We start from the raw sequence: 14,339 nt of genomic DNA, 5'->3' as shown, positions 1-14,339 counted from the left end.
ATGAAAGTTCGTGCATCGGTGAAAAAGCTGTGCCGTAACTGCAAGATTATTCGCCGCGAAGGTGTTGTTCGAGTAATTTGCAGCGCGGAACCGCGTCACAAACAGCGCCAAGGCTGAGTGTGATTGTGCTTCAAACCCGGTAGCTAGTGCGCTACCGGGTTGATTATTTGTTATTACAGCGATATTATCTCGCGCCCTATTTCTTGGCTTCCGGGGCGTAGGTAGCTGTCAATTGGAGTCCCACTGAATGGCCCGTATTGCAGGCGTTAACATTCCAGATAACAAGCATACTGTTATCTCGCTGACCTACATCTATGGTGTTGGTCGCACCACTGCGCAGAAAATCTGTGCAGAGACTGGGGTAAACCCAGCCGCAAAGATCAAGGATCTGAGCGACGAGCAAATTGAACAGCTGCGTGGCGAAGTGGCGAAGTTCACCACTGAAGGTGACCTGCGTCGCGAAATCAACATGAAAATCAAGCGCTTGATGGACCTCGGTTGCTATCGCGGTCTGCGTCATCGTCGTGGTCTTCCAGTACGCGGTCAGCGTACCAAGACCAACGCGCGTACCCGTAAAGGTCCGCGTAAGCCGATCCGCAAGTAATCGCCCCAGCGAATCGACAGGAATTTAATCATGGCAAAACCTGCTGCTCGTCCTCGTAAAAAAGTTAAAAAGACAGTGGTTGATGGCATCGCCCACATCCATGCTTCTTTTAACAACACCATCGTGACCATCACCGACCGTCAAGGTAACGCTCTTTCCTGGGCTACCTCCGGTGGTTCGGGTTTCCGCGGTTCCCGCAAGTCCACCCCGTTCGCTGCTCAAGTAGCTGCTGAGCGTGCTGGTCAAGCTGCGCTGGAATACGGTCTGAAAAACCTCGACGTAAACGTCAAGGGTCCAGGCCCAGGTCGTGAATCTGCAGTTCGTGCTTTGAACGGCTGTGGCTACAAGATCGCCAGCATCACCGACGTGACGCCAATCCCGCACAACGGGTGCCGTCCGCCGAAGAAGCGCCGCGTGTAATCCAGGAGATTGTAAAGAATGGCTCGTTACATTGGTCCAAAATGCAAACTCGCTCGTCGCGAAGGCACCGATCTCTTCCTGAAGAGCGGCGTGCGCGCGATCGAATCGAAGTGCAACATTGAAGCAGCACCTGGTATCCACGGCCAACGCCGCGGTCGCCAGTCCGACTACGGCACCCAACTGCGTGAAAAGCAGAAGGTCCGTCGTATCTACGGCGTTCTCGAGCGTCAATTCAGCGGCTACTACAAAGAAGCTGCTGGCAAGAAAGGTGCAACTGGCGAAAACCTGCTGCAACTGCTCGAATGCCGTCTGGACAACGTTGTATACCGTATGGGCTTTGGTTCGACTCGTGCCGAATCCCGTCAGCTGGTATCGCACAAGTCGATCAGCGTAAACGGCAAAACCGTTAACGTTCCGTCCTACCAGGTTCGTGCTGGTGACGTGGTTGCTGTTCGCGAGAAAGCAAAAAACCAACTTCGCATTGTCCAAGCTCTCGATCTGTGTGCCCAACGTGGCCGCGTAGAATGGGTAGAAGTAGACACTGAGAAGAAGTCGGGCGTTTTCAAGAACGTTCCAGCTCGCAGTGATCTGTCCGCCGACATCAACGAAAGCCTGATTGTCGAGCTCTACTCCAAGTAAGGGCTAGAAAATAGGTGCATCCATGCAGATTTCGGTAAATGAGTTCCTGACACCACGCCATATCAATGTGCAGGTTGTCAGTCCAACCCGCGCCAAGATCACGCTCGAGCCTCTCGAGCGTGGTTTCGGCCACACCCTGGGCAACGCGCTGCGCCGCATCCTGTTGTCCTCAATGCCCGGCTGTGCAGTAGTCGAGGCCGAGATTGACGGTGTACTCCACGAGTACAGCGCCATCGAAGGCGTACAGGAAGACGTAATTGAAATCCTGTTGAACCTTAAAGGTCTGGCTATCAAGCTGCACGGTCGTGACGAAGTTACGCTGACCTTGTCGAAGAAGGGTTCGGGGGTGGTTACCGCTGCCGATATTCAGCTGGATCATGATGTCGAGATCGTTAACCCCGATCACGTAATCGCTAACCTGGCGTCCAACGGCGCCCTGAACATGAAGCTCACCGTAGCTCGTGGTCGTGGTTATGAACCGGCCGACTCGCGTCAAAGCGATGAAGACGAAAGCCGCAGCATTGGTCGCTTGCAGCTCGACTCTTCGTTCAGCCCGGTTCGCCGTATCGCATACGTGGTGGAAAACGCCCGTGTCGAACAGCGTACCAACCTGGACAAGCTGGTTATTGATCTGGAAACCAACGGTACTCTGGATCCTGAAGAGGCTATCCGCCGCGCTGCAACCATCCTGCAACAGCAGTTGGCTGCGTTCGTCGACCTCAAGGGTGACAGTGAACCAGTGGTTGTCGAGCAGGAAGACGAGATCGATCCGATCCTGCTTCGCCCGGTTGACGATCTGGAACTGACTGTACGTTCGGCCAACTGCCTTAAGGCGGAAAACATCTACTACATCGGCGACCTGATTCAGCGTACCGAAGTAGAGCTGTTGAAGACTCCGAACCTGGGCAAGAAATCCTTGACTGAAATCAAGGACGTTCTGGCCTCCCGCGGTCTGTCCCTCGGCATGCGCCTCGACAACTGGCCGCCTGCAAGTCTTAAGAAGGACGACAAGGCGACTGCCTGATCGTCGTAATCACCGAACGTTGTGTTTGGTAAGGAATGAACCATGCGTCATCGTAAAAGTGGTCGTCACCTGAGCCGCACCAGCTCGCACCGCAAGGCCATGTTCCAAAACATGGCGGTGTCGCTGTTCGAGCACGAGCTGATCAAAACTACTCTGCCAAAAGCCAAAGAACTGCGCCGCGTTGCCGAGCCGCTGATCACTCTGGCCAAGACAGACAGCGTTGCTAACCGCCGTCTGGCTTTCGACCGTACTCGTTCGAAAGCTATCGTTGGTAAGCTCTTCAACGACCTGGGCAAGCGTTACGCTACCCGTGAGGGTGGCTACCTGCGCATCCTCAAGTGCGGTTTCCGCGCTGGCGACAACGCGCCTATGGCGTACGTCGAGTTGGTTGATCGTGCTGTCGGCGGTGAAGCTGTATCCGCTGAGTAAGACGTCAGTCTGAAACAGAAAGCCGGGCCTTCGCGCCCGGTTTTTTGTGGGCGATGGAAAAGTTTTCCATGCTCATCTTTCGATTGGATATTTCTATCAGTACTTACAGGTTAATGAATTTGTAGGTGTAACATTTGTGATCAATACTCCCTCTCAAGCCGATTAGCCGGCAGTTAAAGACTGAAGAGGAAGAGATCGCATGAGCCAGAATAAAATTCTAACCACCGCCAGTGGCGCACCTGTCGCTGACAACCAGAACTCCCGCTCCGCCGGTCCTCGTGGTCCTTTGCTCCTCGACGACTTCCATCTGCTGGAAAAACTCGCTCACTTCAATCGGGAAAACATCCCGGAGCGCCGTGTGCACGCCAAGGGTTCGGGCGCCTACGGTACGTTCACCGTGACCCGTGACATCACCGAGTACACCAGCGCCAAGCTGTTCGAAGCGGTCGGTAAGCAAACCCCGACATTCCTGCGATTTTCCACGGTGGGTGGCGAACGTGGTTCGGCCGACACCGAGCGTGATCCACGCGGCTTCGCCCTGAAGTTCTATACCGAAGAAGGCAACTGGGACATCGTTGGCAACAACACGCCGGTGTTCTTCATCCGTGATCCGCTGAAATTCCCGGACTTCATCCACACCCAGAAACGCCTGCCGCAGAGCAACCTGAAAAGTGCCCAGGCCATGTGGGATTTCTGGTCGCATTCCCCTGAGGCGCTGCACCAGGTCACCATCCTGTTTTCGGACCGTGGCATCCCGGACGGCTACCGCCACATGCACGGCTTCGGCAGCCACACATACAGCCTGATCAACGCCAGCGGCGAGCGTCACTGGGTCAAGTGGCACTACAAAACCCAACAAGGGATCAAGAACCTGGCGCCGGCAGAAGCTGCACGCCTGGCCGGTACCGATCCGGATTATGCACAGCGTGACCTGTTCGAAGCGATCGAGCGCGGCGACTTCCCGAAATGGAGCGTGTGCATCCAGATCATGACCGAAGCCCAGGCCGAGGCACATTACGAGAACCCGTTCGACGTCACCAAGACCTGGTCGCAGAAAGAATTCCCGCTGATTGAAGTGGGTGTGCTGGAGCTCAACCGCAATCCGCTGAACTACTTCGCCGAGGTCGAGCAGGCAGCGTTCGGTCCGAGCAACATGGTACCGGGTGTCGGCCTGTCGCCGGACCGGATGCTGCAAGGCCGTGTATTCGCTTATGCCGATGCCCACCGCTACCGTGTCGGCACCAACCACCAGCAATTGCCGGTGAACGCGCCACGCAGCCCGGTCAACAGCTACCAGCGTGATGGCTCCATGGCGTTCGGCAGCAACGGCGGCGCTGCGCCGAACTACGAGCCAAACAGTTACGTCGAGTCGCCCAAGCAAGCGCCTCGCTACGCTGAACCAGCCTTGAGGCTCAGTGGTGTGGCTGATCGCTATGATCATCGTGAGGACACCGACTACTACAGCCACGCCGGGGCGCTGTTCCGTCTGATGAGTGATGCGCAGAAGCATCTGCTGATCAGCAACATCGCCGGTGCAATGGCCGGAGTTTCCGGTGACGTGGTAGATCGTCAATTGCAGCACTTCTTCAAAGCTGACCCGGCGTATGGAGAAGCAATCGCAACGGTGTTGGGCATACAGCTTAACGAAGTCTAAACGAGAAGCAGAACCGCCCTCATTTGGGCGGTTTTTGCGTTATTTAAGCCGCTTTTCTCAGAATATCTTCGCTTTTATTGCGTCAAGTGAGTGACCTTCCGGTCAGGTTGGTTCAAACTACAGACTTTCAAGCAGGGAGATGTAGGGCGATGCAAGGCCATCCAGACGTAATCGATTACCTCAACACGTTGCTGACCGGCGAACTGGCCGCACGTGACCAATATTTCGTGCATTCGCGCATGTATGAAGACTGGGGCTTCACCAAGCTCTACGAGCGAATCAACCATGAGATGGAAGAGGAAACCGGCCACGCCGATGCGCTGATGCGTCGTATCCTGATGCTCGAAGGCACACCGCGCATGCGTCCCGATGATGTCGATGTCGGTACCACCGTGCCTGATATGCTCGCTGCCGACCTGCGACTGGAATACAAGGTCCGCGCTGCACTGTGCAAAGGCATCGAGCTGTGCGAAAAGCATGGCGACTACGTCACTCGTGAAATCCTGCGCGTACAGCTGAACGACACCGAAGAAGACCACGCCTACTGGCTCGAGAAGCAGATGGGCCTGATCAAGTTGATCGGTATCGAGAACTACCTGCAATCCCACGCCTGATTGCAGCGCTTATAAAAAAGCCCCTGTCACGGTTGACGTGACAGGGGCTTTTTCATGGATGGGGCTTATGCCCTGTCACGTTCCAGCAACGGCTTGAGATAGTAGCCGGTGTGCGACTGCTTCATCTCGGCCACCTGCTCCGGTGTACCGACGGCAATGATCTGCCCGCCCTTGGAGCCGCCTTCCGGCCCCAGGTCCACCAGCCAGTCGGCGGTCTTGATCACATCGAGGTTGTGCTCGATCACCACCACGGTGTTGCCGTGGTCGCGCAAGCGATGCAGCACGTCGAGCAATTGCTGGATGTCCGCGAAGTGCAAACCGGTGGTCGGCTCATCGAGGATGTACAGGGTCTTGCCGGTATCGCGCTTGGACAGCTCGCGGGACAGTTTCACCCGCTGGGCTTCACCACCGGACAGCGTGGTCGCCGATTGCCCCAGCTTGATGTACGACAGGCCGACGTCCATCAGGGTTTGCAGTTTGCGCGCCAGCGCCGGAACCGCATCGAAGAACTCCCGGGCTTCCTCGATGGTCATTTCGAGGGTTTCGTGGATGCTCTTGCCCTTGTACTTGATCTCCAGGGTTTCGCGGTTGTAGCGCTTGCTCTTGCAGACGTCGCACGGTACGTAGATGTCCGGCAGGAAGTGCATTTCAACCTTGATCAGACCATCGCCCTGGCAAGCCTCGCAGCGCCCGCCCTTGACGTTGAAGGAGAAGCGCCCCGGGCCGTAACCACGGGAACGGGACTCCGGCACGCCGGCGAACAGTTCGCGGATCGGCGTGAACAGTCCGGTGTAGGTCGCCGGGTTGGAGCGCGGCGTACGGCCGATCGGGCTCTGGTCGATGTCGACGACCTTGTCCAGGTGCTCCAGGCCCTTGATGCTGTCGTGGGCCGCCGCTTCCAGTGTCGTCGCACCGTTGAGGGCGGTGGCACTCAACGGGAATAGCGTGTTGTTGATCAGCGTCGATTTGCCAGAGCCGGAAACACCGGTGACGCAGGTCAGCAGGCCAATCGGAATCTCCAGGTCGACGTTGCGCAGGTTGTTGCCGCGCGCGCCCTTGAGCGACAGCGTCAGCTTCTTGTTGCGCGGTGTGCGCTTGGCCGGCACTTCGATCTTCACCCGCCCCGACAGGTACTTGCCAGTCAGCGAGTCCGGGTGGGCCATCACCTCTTTCGGCGTCCCTTCGGCGACGATGCTGCCGCCATGTACACCGGCGCCCGGGCCGATATCCACCACGTAGTCCGCCAGGCGAATCGCGTCCTCGTCGTGCTCGACCACGATCACCGTGTTGCCGATGTCGCGCAGATGCTTGAGCGTGCCCAGCAGGCGGTCGTTGTCCCGTTGGTGCAGGCCGATCGAAGGTTCATCGAGGATGTACAACACGCCCACCAGGCCGGCGCCGATCTGGCTGGCCAGGCGGATGCGCTGCGCTTCACCACCCGACAGGGTGTCGGCACTGCGGTCCAGGGACAGGTAGTCGAGGCCGACGTTGACCAGGAACTGCAGGCGTTCGCGGATTTCCTTGAGAATCTTGTCGGCAATTTCGCCACGACGCCCGGTCAGCTTCAGCACGCCGAAGTAATCACAGGCATCGCCGATTGGCAGGTTGGTCACCGCCGGCAGGTTTTTCTCGCCCACCCACACATGCCGCGCTTCGCGACGCAGGCGGGTGCCACGGCAATCCGGGCACGGCTGGGTGCTGAGGAACTTGGCCAGTTCTTCGCGCACCGAGGCCGATTCGGTTTCACGGTAGCGACGCTCCAGGTTCGGCACGATGCCTTCGAACGGGTGCGAACGTTTGACGATGTCGCCACGGTCGTTCAGGTATTTGAAATCGACGTTCTGCGAGCCGCTGCCCTGGAGAATGACCTTCTGCTGTTCAGCCGGCAGTTCGTTGAACGGCACGTCCAGGCTGAACTTGTAGTGCGAGGCCAGCGAACCGAGCATCTGGAAGTAATAGACGTTGCGCCTGTCCCAGCCGCGAATCGCGCCTTCGGCCAGGGTCAGTTCGCCATTGACCAGTCGCTTGATGTCGAAGAACTGCTTGACCCCCAGGCCGTCGCAGGTCGGGCAGGCGCCGGCCGGGTTGTTGAAAGAGAACAGCTTGGGTTCCAGCTCGCTGATGGCATGGCCACAGATCGGGCAGGCGAAGCGCGCGGAGAAGATGATCTCTTCACCTGGCTCGTCGTCCATCGGCGCGACCAGCGCAATACCGTCTGCCAGTTTCAGCGCGGTCTCGAAGGATTCGGCCAGGCGCTGCTGCAGGTCGGCGCGGACCTTGAAGCGGTCGACCACGACGTCGATCGTGTGTTTCTTCTGCTTGTCGAGCTTGGGTGCTTCGTCCAGCTCGTAGAGCTTGCCGTTGATCCGGGCACGGACGAAACCCTGGGCGCGCAGCTCTTCGAAGACCGACAGGTGCTCGCCTTTACGCTCGCGGATGACCGGCGCCAGCAGCATCAGCTTGCTGCCTTCGGGCTGGGCGAGGACGAGGTCGACCATCTGGCTGACGGTTTGCGCTTCCAGTGGAATGTCGTGGTCGGGGCAACGCGGGATACCTACGCGAGCGTAGAGCAGGCGCAGATAATCGTAGATTTCGGTGATGGTACCGACCGTGGAGCGCGGGTTGTGCGAGGTCGACTTCTGTTCGATGGAGATGGCCGGCGACAGGCCTTCGATGGTGTCGACGTCGGGCTTTTCCATCATCGACAAAAACTGCCGGGCGTAGGCCGACAGCGATTCGACGTAGCGGCGCTGGCCCTCGGCATACAGCGTGTCGAACGCCAGCGACGACTTGCCGGAGCCGGACAGGCCGGTGATGACGATCAGCTTGTCCCGTGGCAGGGTCAGGTCGATGTTCTTCAGGTTGTGGGTTCGGGCCCCACGAATCAGGATCTTGTCCAAAGTGGCCTCGCTTGGCGGGCGTCGAAAACGTGGAGTATACGGGCAAATACTGGATGGATAAACACTATCGAGCGAGTGTGCGATGCTCTTACATGAAGAGTCTGTCAGCGGAACGCGTCAAAGCGTCGCGATTTAACCTGTCATTCGATGGGACTGGTAGAATCGCGGCCGGTTCACACGAGGTTTTTCCATGCACGATCCCCACAGCGAACGCATGAGTGGCAGCGAGACCCGCGCGGCAAGCGGTCTGGCCCTCGTGTTCGCCTTCCGTATGCTTGGCATGTTCATGGTGCTGCCGGTACTGGCGACCTATGGCATGGATCTGGCGGGAGCGACCCCGGCCCTCATCGGGCTGGCGATTGGCGCTTACGGCCTGACCCAGGCGATGTTCCAGATTCCCTTTGGCATCATTTCCGACCGTATCGGTCGTCGCCCGGTGATTTACCTGGGCCTGGTCGTCTTTGCCCTGGGCAGTGTGCTGGCCGCCAACGCCGACTCGATCTGGGGCGTGATCGCCGGACGGATCCTGCAGGGGGCCGGTGCGATTTCCGCGGCGGTCATGGCGTTGCTGTCAGACCTGACCCGCGAGCAGCATCGGACCAAGGCCATGGCCATGATCGGCATGACCATCGGCCTGTCGTTCGCGGTCGCCATGGTGGTCGGGCCTCTGCTGACCCGTGCCTTCGGCCTGTCCGGACTGTTCCTGGCCACTGGCGGCATGGCATTGGTGGGCATCCTGATCATTGCCGTGATGGTGCCGCGCGCTGCCGGGCCATTGCAGCACCGTGAGTCCGGCGTTGCACGCCAGGCGCTGATGCCGACGCTCAAGCACCCGGACCTGCTGCGCCTGGACCTGGGTATCTTTGTGTTGCACGCGATGTTGATGTCCAGCTTCGTCGCCTTGCCGCTGGCCCTGGTCGAGAAAGCCGGGCTGCCCAAGGAGCAGCACTGGTGGGTCTACCTCACCGCGCTGCTGATTTCCTTCTTCGCCATGATTCCGTTCATTATCTACGGCGAGAAGAAACGCAAAATGAAACGAGTTTTGTTGGGCGCGGTGCTGACGCTGATGCTCACTGAGCTATTCTTCTGGCAGTTCGGCGATAGCCTGCGGGCCCTGGTGATCGGAACGGTGGTGTTCTTTACCGCGTTCAACTTGCTGGAAGCTTCGTTGCCATCGCTGATCAGCAAGGTTTCACCGGCGGGCGGCAAAGGTACGGCGATGGGCGTGTATTCCACCAGCCAGTTCCTCGGATCGGCACTGGGCGGGATACTCGGCGGCTGGATGTTCCAGCATGGCGGCCTGTCGGCTGTGTTCCTTGGATGCGCCGCTCTGGCTGCCATCTGGCTGGCCTTTGCTGTTACCATGCGTGAACCTCCCTACGTGACGAGCCTGCGCTTGCCGTTGTCGCCCGAGGCGATCCGCGAAGCGGGCCTGGTCGAGCGCCTCATGGCCGTTGTAGGGGTAACAGATGCAGTGATCGTTGCCGACGAAGCAGCGATTTACATCAAATTGGACACCGAACTATTGGATCGCACCACCCTCGAGCGTCTGGTGAACAACCCGGCCGCGACAGCGTGCGAAGCCTAGGAGAACGTTATGGCCCGTGGGGTTAACAAAGTCATATTGGTCGGCACTTGCGGCCAGGATCCCGAAGTTCGCTACCTGCCTAACGGTAACGCCGTGACCAACCTGAGTCTGGCGACCAGCGAACAGTGGACCGACAAGCAAACCGGTCAGAAGGTCGAGAAGACCGAATGGCACCGTGTGTCGATGTTCGGCAAAGTGGCGGAAATCGCCGGCGAATACCTGCGCAAAGGTTCGCAAGTCTACATCGAAGGCAAGCTGCAGACCCGCGAGTGGGAAAAAGACGGTATCAAGCGTTACACCACCGAAATCGTGGTCGACATGCAAGGCACCATGCAACTGCTCGGTGGCCGTCCACAACAGGGCGACCAACAAGGCGGTGGCAACAACTACCAGCAATCGGCCCCACGCCAGCAGGCTCCGCGTCCGCAGCAGTCGGCCCCGCAGCAGCGCCCGGCGCCACAACAGGCCGCCCCGCAACCGGCTCCGGATTTCGACAGCTTCGATGACGATATCCCGTTCTGATCGAGGGTTCCACCCGATCTGAAACAAAAAGGCCCGGCGCTCATGGCGTCGGGCCTTTTTTGTGGGCGTTCGACCCTCAATGGCTGGCGGCGAGGAACTCGTCAGTGGCCACCACCTTGGCATAGGCAAAACCCAGAGCAGCCATGAAGGCGGCGTGCACATGGGCAGCCGGTACCGTCACACCGTTGAACTCCAGGTCCCGCGAGGCGCAGGCATCGTGGATGACGGTGACCGGGTAGCCCATGTCGGCGGCGGCGCGGGTGATGCCGTCGATGCACATGTGGCTCATGCTGCCGACCACCACCAGTTCCTTGATACCTTGTTCGTCGAGGATCGACTTCAGTTCGGTTTCGCGGAACGAGTTGACGAAGTGCTTGAGCACGACGGGCTCGTCGGCGCGGTTGAGGACTTTGGGGTGCAACTTCGCGCCGTCCGAGCCCGGGGTGAAAAACGGTGCCTCGTGAGAGGTGAACTCGTGGCGGATGTGTACCACCGAATCACCCGCCGTGCGGAAGGCTTCGATCAGGCGTGCGGCGTTGTCTGCCGCGGCGTCGGCACCGGCCAGCGGCCACTTGCCTTGCGGGAAGTAGTCGTTTTGGATATCTACTACGATGAGTGCTTGCTTGGCCATGACGGTTTCCTCGAAGTGCGGGTTGGGTGTGGAATCAAGTATCGGGTCTGGCCGGCTCCGCGAGGATTGGCCGCACCGACAATAGAAAGGGGAAAACTGACAATGGATGCACAAAGGCCGATCGCCGAGCTGGGCGTGCTGATCTACCCCGGTGCGCAGATGGCGGCGGTGCACGGGTTGACGGACCTGTTTGGCGTGGCCAACCGGATCGCGGCCGACCATCAGGCCGCGCAGTTGCCGTTGTTGCGGGTCAGCCACTGGCAGGTCGATGGCGAACCACGGCGGGTCTACGACAGCCATCCGGCCCCAGGCGATGGTCTGGTGGCGCTGCTGATCCCGCCGTCGATTGCCGGCTTTTCCGAAGGCCAGGCGCCGCAGGCGTTGTTGAGCTGGATCCGTCAGCAGCATGCCGGGGGTGCGACCGTCGGCGGTGTTTGCGTGGGCTCGATTCTGTTGGCCGAGAGCGGCTTGCTCGATGGTCGCAGTGCCACCACTCACTGGACCTCGGCCAAGGCGTTCGCCGAGCGCTATCCTGCGGTCAAGCTCAAGGCCGATACGCCGATTGTCGATGACGGCGATCTGATTACCACGGCCGGCTTGATGGCCTGGTCGGAGCTGGGTTTGCGCCTGGTGGATCGCTTGCTCGGCCCGAGCATCGCCACCGGCACCGCGCGTTTTCTGGTGGTGGAACACAGCGACAGCGCCAGTGAGTGCGGCAGCAATTTCGCGCCGATTCTCAGCCATGGCGATGCCTCGATTCTCAAGGTACAACACTGGCTGCAAAGCACCGGGGCGACTGATGTTTCGTTGACGGCGATGGCCGAGCGAGCGGCACTGGAAGAGCGCACGTTCCTGCGCCGGTTCCGTGCGGCGACGGGGCTCAAGCCCACGGAATACTGTCAGCACCTGCGCGTCGGCAAGGCCCGGGAAATGCTCGAGTTCACCAACGGCACCATCGACCACATTGCCTGGACGGTGGGTTACCAGGACCCCGGCGCGTTTCGGGCGACCTTCAAGAAAATCACCGGGCTGGCGCCGAGTGATTATCGGGCGCGGTTTGGCAGCCGATAACCCATTCACCGATGACCCCTGTAGGAGCGAGCTTGTCTCCGGGCGGCGTTCCGACGATAGCGGTGTGTCAACTACAAATCTGTTTACTGACACGACGCCATCGCGAGCAAGCTCGCTCCTACAGGGTTAGTGCAAACGGTCACCATCGTGCAAATTGCAGGGGCCGTCGTGCAGAATAAAGCGCTCCCGCTATCAGGCTCCTGACGCAACTCGCTGAATTTCCGAACGTTTCTCCACCGGCCCAATTGGCCTGATCTCTGCACCCCTTCATGGACATTCATCTAGCGCCGATTGAAGGGGGACGCATGACCCCAACAAACCGCAAGAAACTGGTGGTCGCCCATTCTGTGCGGCCCGACGCTCCAGAGCATGAAGTCGAGACCAATCGTGCGTTGGCCCGTTGGCTGGCGCAGGTCCTCGGGCTCAAGTACGGCGGCAGTTACGATGCAGAGCGCCATCAGGGGCGGGACCTTTACCTGTTACCGACCCAGACGCTGGTTGGCGCCGCTGCCGGGCAACTGGGGGTGCGTGGGCCCGAGGATCTCTGGGGCGGTTATGTCGAACACGACTTCATCTGCACCAAGGCCATCAGCCATGGCCTGCGCGACAAGAATGCCCTGGCCCCGCCCGGTTGGTCGCCGTTGTTTTCCGAGCGGGTACGCGGTGTGGTGCTCGACGGCCTGAGCGTGTTTTCTTTTGATGACGCACGCTCGGCGGCGGAGCGCCTGCTCTATAACGGGCCCATTCGCCTCAAGCCGATTCATGGCTGCGCCGGACGAGGCCAGGAAGTGATCAATAGCCTGGATGAGTTCGATGCCGTGCTCGCCCGGCCGGACGCCCGCGCGCTGTTCACTGAAGGCGTGGTGCTGGAACAGGATCTGGACGATGTGGTGACCCACAGCGTCGGTCAGAGTTTTTTCGGTGACATCGTGCTCAGCTACTGCGGCGACCAATACCTGACCCGCGACGCTGAGGGCGAAGCAGTCTACGGCGGTTCCAACCTGCTCGTGGTGCGCGGCGACTACGACGACCTGCTCGATCTGGAACTGCCCGATGACGTGCGACTGGCCATTCACCAGGCGCAGGTCTTCGACCGCTGCGCGGATGAAGCCTATCCGGCGTTCTACGCCTCACGACGCAATTACGACATCGCCCAGGGCGTGGACAGCAACGGCAAGCGCCGCAGTGGCGTGCTTGAACAGTCCTGGCGCATGGGCGGTGCCAGCAGCGCCGAAGTGGCGGCGTTGCAGAGTTTCATCAACGACCCGCAGATGCGCGCGATCCGGGTGTCCTCGGTGGAAACCTACACCGACCAGGCGCTGCCGGCGGACGCCATCGAGGTGTATCGCGGGCCTGCGGAAAACAGTGATTTCCTCCTCAAATATGTAACGGTCCAATCCTATGACGGCTAGAAGCGAAAGCATTCAAATCGACATCGACGATGAGCAAATGAGCGGGACTTTCCTCAGTCCCAAATCCAAAGTTCCCGGCGTGCTGTTCGTGCACGGCTGGGGCGGGAGCCAGGAGCGTGATCTGGAACGGGCCAAGGGCATTGCCGGCCTTGGCTGCGTGTGCCTGACCTTCGATTTGCGCGGGCATACCGGTGGCACCGGCATTCCGCTGACTCGGGTCACCCGCGAGGACAACCTGCGTGACCTGCTGGCGGCGTATGACCGCCTGCTGGCCCACCCGGCGCTCGACACTTCGGCGATTGCCGTGGTCGGCACCAGTTACGGCGGTTACCTGGCGTCGATCCTGACCTCGCTGCGCCCGGTGCGCTGGCTGGCGCTGCGGGTGCCGGCGCTGTATCGCGACGAGCAGTGGCACACGCCCAAGCGTGATCTGGACAAGATGGACCTGCGCGATTACCGCAGTACCCTGGTGCGCGCTGACAGCAACCGCGCCTTGCACGCCTGTTCGCAGTTCACCGGGGATGTGTTGCTGGTGCAATCGGAGACCGACGATTACGTGCCCCATGCGACGATCATGAGTTACCGCGCGGCGTGCCAGCAGACGCATTCGCTGACCCACCGGATCATCGACGGCGCCGACCATGCGCTGAGCGAGCCGGTTTCGCAGCAGGCCTACACCTCGATCCTGGTGGACTGGATTACCGAGATGGTGGTGGGGGAGCGGTTGAGCATCATTCAGTCGAAGTGATGGGGTGGCCTTATTGGCCCCATCGCGAGCAAGCTCGCTCCTACAGGGGATCTCTGCCGCTCATGAATCCCTGTGGGAGCGAG

The 14,339-nt window shown here is 59.8% G+C and carries 15 protein-coding genes; 13 read left to right on the top strand and 2 right to left on the bottom strand.

The window, feature by feature from the left end; genetic code table 11:
• The 8 genes from rpmJ to bfr all read left to right on the top strand — a co-directional run bounded on the left by rpmJ (window position 1) and on the right by bfr (window position 5,384).
• Window positions 1-117 (top strand): 50S ribosomal protein L36, encoded by a 117-nt coding sequence (gene rpmJ / locus ABVN20_RS10760; protein WP_002555468.1) that lies wholly within the window; start codon window positions 1-3, stop codon window positions 115-117.
• A gap of 130 nt (window positions 118-247) precedes the next feature.
• Complete coding sequence (gene rpsM, locus ABVN20_RS10755) at window positions 248-604, top strand: 30S ribosomal protein S13 (protein WP_009045849.1); 357 nt, start codon at window positions 248-250, stop codon at window positions 602-604.
• Between the two features lie 30 nt (window positions 605-634).
• Window positions 635-1,024 carry a 30S ribosomal protein S11 gene (gene rpsK / locus ABVN20_RS10750; protein ID WP_002555466.1) on the top strand — a complete coding sequence of 130 codons (390 nt, stop codon included), beginning with the start codon at window positions 635-637 and terminating at the stop codon, window positions 1,022-1,024.
• 18 nt (window positions 1,025-1,042) lie between these two features.
• The gene (gene rpsD, locus ABVN20_RS10745) at window positions 1,043-1,663 is read left to right on the top strand and encodes a 30S ribosomal protein S4 (RefSeq protein WP_122852423.1); all 621 of its coding nucleotides are present in this window, start codon (window positions 1,043-1,045) and stop codon (window positions 1,661-1,663) included.
• Between the two features lie 22 nt (window positions 1,664-1,685).
• On the top strand, window positions 1,686-2,687 hold the full coding sequence (gene rpoA / locus ABVN20_RS10740) for a DNA-directed RNA polymerase subunit alpha (protein ID WP_368555604.1): 1,002 nt from the start codon (window positions 1,686-1,688) through the stop codon (window positions 2,685-2,687).
• 42 nt (window positions 2,688-2,729) lie between these two features.
• Window positions 2,730-3,116 (top strand): 50S ribosomal protein L17, encoded by a 387-nt coding sequence (rplQ, locus tag ABVN20_RS10735; RefSeq protein WP_007955635.1) that lies wholly within the window; start codon window positions 2,730-2,732, stop codon window positions 3,114-3,116.
• 199 nt (window positions 3,117-3,315) lie between these two features.
• A complete protein-coding gene (locus ABVN20_RS10730; RefSeq protein WP_368555603.1) occupies window positions 3,316-4,770 on the top strand; it encodes a catalase in 1,455 nt (484 codons plus the stop codon).
• A gap of 149 nt (window positions 4,771-4,919) precedes the next feature.
• Complete coding sequence (gene bfr / locus ABVN20_RS10725; protein ID WP_368555602.1) at window positions 4,920-5,384, top strand: bacterioferritin; 465 nt, start codon at window positions 4,920-4,922, stop codon at window positions 5,382-5,384.
• A gap of 65 nt (window positions 5,385-5,449) precedes the next feature.
• On the opposite strand, the gene uvrA is transcribed toward bfr, so the two are convergent.
• Complete coding sequence (uvrA, locus tag ABVN20_RS10720; RefSeq protein ID WP_368555601.1) at window positions 5,450-8,284, bottom strand: excinuclease ABC subunit UvrA; 2,835 nt, start codon at window positions 8,282-8,284, stop codon at window positions 5,450-5,452.
• Window positions 8,285-8,474: 190 nt separating this feature from the next.
• Here uvrA and ABVN20_RS10715 point away from each other — a divergent pair, with 190 nt between their 5' ends.
• Window positions 8,475-9,872: an MFS transporter gene (locus ABVN20_RS10715; RefSeq protein ID WP_368555600.1), complete on the top strand. Its 1,398-nt coding sequence runs from the start codon at window positions 8,475-8,477 to the stop codon at window positions 9,870-9,872.
• Window positions 9,873-9,881: 9 nt separating this feature from the next.
• Complete coding sequence (locus tag ABVN20_RS10710; RefSeq protein ID WP_110965122.1) at window positions 9,882-10,394, top strand: single-stranded DNA-binding protein; 513 nt, start codon at window positions 9,882-9,884, stop codon at window positions 10,392-10,394.
• 76 nt (window positions 10,395-10,470) lie between these two features.
• Here ABVN20_RS10710 and ABVN20_RS10705 read toward each other — a convergent pair whose 3' ends face one another.
• Window positions 10,471-11,025 carry a cysteine hydrolase family protein gene (locus ABVN20_RS10705; RefSeq protein WP_368555599.1) on the bottom strand — a complete coding sequence of 185 codons (555 nt, stop codon included), beginning with the start codon at window positions 11,023-11,025 and terminating at the stop codon, window positions 10,471-10,473.
• A 102-nt stretch (window positions 11,026-11,127) separates the two neighbouring features.
• Between ABVN20_RS10705 and ABVN20_RS10700 the strand changes: the two genes are divergently transcribed.
• The 3 genes from ABVN20_RS10700 to ABVN20_RS10690 all read left to right on the top strand — a co-directional run bounded on the left by ABVN20_RS10700 (window position 11,128) and on the right by ABVN20_RS10690 (window position 14,256).
• Window positions 11,128-12,096 carry a GlxA family transcriptional regulator gene (locus ABVN20_RS10700; RefSeq protein WP_368555598.1) on the top strand — a complete coding sequence of 323 codons (969 nt, stop codon included), beginning with the start codon at window positions 11,128-11,130 and terminating at the stop codon, window positions 12,094-12,096.
• A 305-nt stretch (window positions 12,097-12,401) separates the two neighbouring features.
• Window positions 12,402-13,508 carry a DUF3182 family protein gene (locus ABVN20_RS10695; RefSeq protein WP_368555597.1) on the top strand — a complete coding sequence of 369 codons (1,107 nt, stop codon included), beginning with the start codon at window positions 12,402-12,404 and terminating at the stop codon, window positions 13,506-13,508.
• Window positions 13,498-14,256 carry an alpha/beta hydrolase family protein gene (locus ABVN20_RS10690; protein ID WP_368555596.1) on the top strand — a complete coding sequence of 253 codons (759 nt, stop codon included), beginning with the start codon at window positions 13,498-13,500 and terminating at the stop codon, window positions 14,254-14,256. The genes ABVN20_RS10695 and ABVN20_RS10690 overlap by 11 nt, the downstream gene beginning before the upstream one ends.
• Window positions 14,257-14,339: the final 83 nt, after the last annotated feature.

This window comes from Pseudomonas sp. MYb118 (assembly GCF_040947875.1).
Classification (GTDB): Bacteria; Pseudomonadota; Gammaproteobacteria; order Pseudomonadales; family Pseudomonadaceae; genus Aquipseudomonas.
This window is presented reverse-complemented; position numbering and strand designations above follow the sequence as displayed.

Excerpts from the sequence above, each read along its gene's own strand:
- rpmJ (WP_002555468.1), top strand. The coding sequence starts at position 1 with ATGAAAGTTCGTGCATCGGTGAAAAAGCTGTGCCGTAACTGCAAGATT.
- rpsM (WP_009045849.1), top strand. The coding sequence starts at position 248 with ATGGCCCGTATTGCAGGCGTTAACATTCCAGATAACAAGCATACTGTT.
- rpsK (WP_002555466.1), top strand. The coding sequence starts at position 635 with ATGGCAAAACCTGCTGCTCGTCCTCGTAAAAAAGTTAAAAAGACAGTG.
- rpsD (WP_122852423.1), top strand. The coding sequence starts at position 1,043 with ATGGCTCGTTACATTGGTCCAAAATGCAAACTCGCTCGTCGCGAAGGC.
- rpoA (WP_368555604.1), top strand. The coding sequence starts at position 1,686 with ATGCAGATTTCGGTAAATGAGTTCCTGACACCACGCCATATCAATGTG.
- rplQ (WP_007955635.1), top strand. The coding sequence starts at position 2,730 with ATGCGTCATCGTAAAAGTGGTCGTCACCTGAGCCGCACCAGCTCGCAC.
- ABVN20_RS10730 (WP_368555603.1), top strand. The coding sequence starts at position 3,316 with ATGAGCCAGAATAAAATTCTAACCACCGCCAGTGGCGCACCTGTCGCT.
- bfr (WP_368555602.1), top strand. The coding sequence starts at position 4,920 with ATGCAAGGCCATCCAGACGTAATCGATTACCTCAACACGTTGCTGACC.
- ABVN20_RS10715 (WP_368555600.1), top strand. The coding sequence starts at position 8,475 with ATGCACGATCCCCACAGCGAACGCATGAGTGGCAGCGAGACCCGCGCG.
- ABVN20_RS10710 (WP_110965122.1), top strand. The coding sequence starts at position 9,882 with ATGGCCCGTGGGGTTAACAAAGTCATATTGGTCGGCACTTGCGGCCAG.
- ABVN20_RS10705 (WP_368555599.1), bottom strand. The coding sequence starts at position 11,025 with ATGGCCAAGCAAGCACTCATCGTAGTAGATATCCAAAACGACTACTTC.
- ABVN20_RS10700 (WP_368555598.1), top strand. The coding sequence starts at position 11,128 with ATGGATGCACAAAGGCCGATCGCCGAGCTGGGCGTGCTGATCTACCCC.
- ABVN20_RS10695 (WP_368555597.1), top strand. The coding sequence starts at position 12,402 with ATGACCCCAACAAACCGCAAGAAACTGGTGGTCGCCCATTCTGTGCGG.
- ABVN20_RS10690 (WP_368555596.1), top strand. The coding sequence starts at position 13,498 with ATGACGGCTAGAAGCGAAAGCATTCAAATCGACATCGACGATGAGCAA.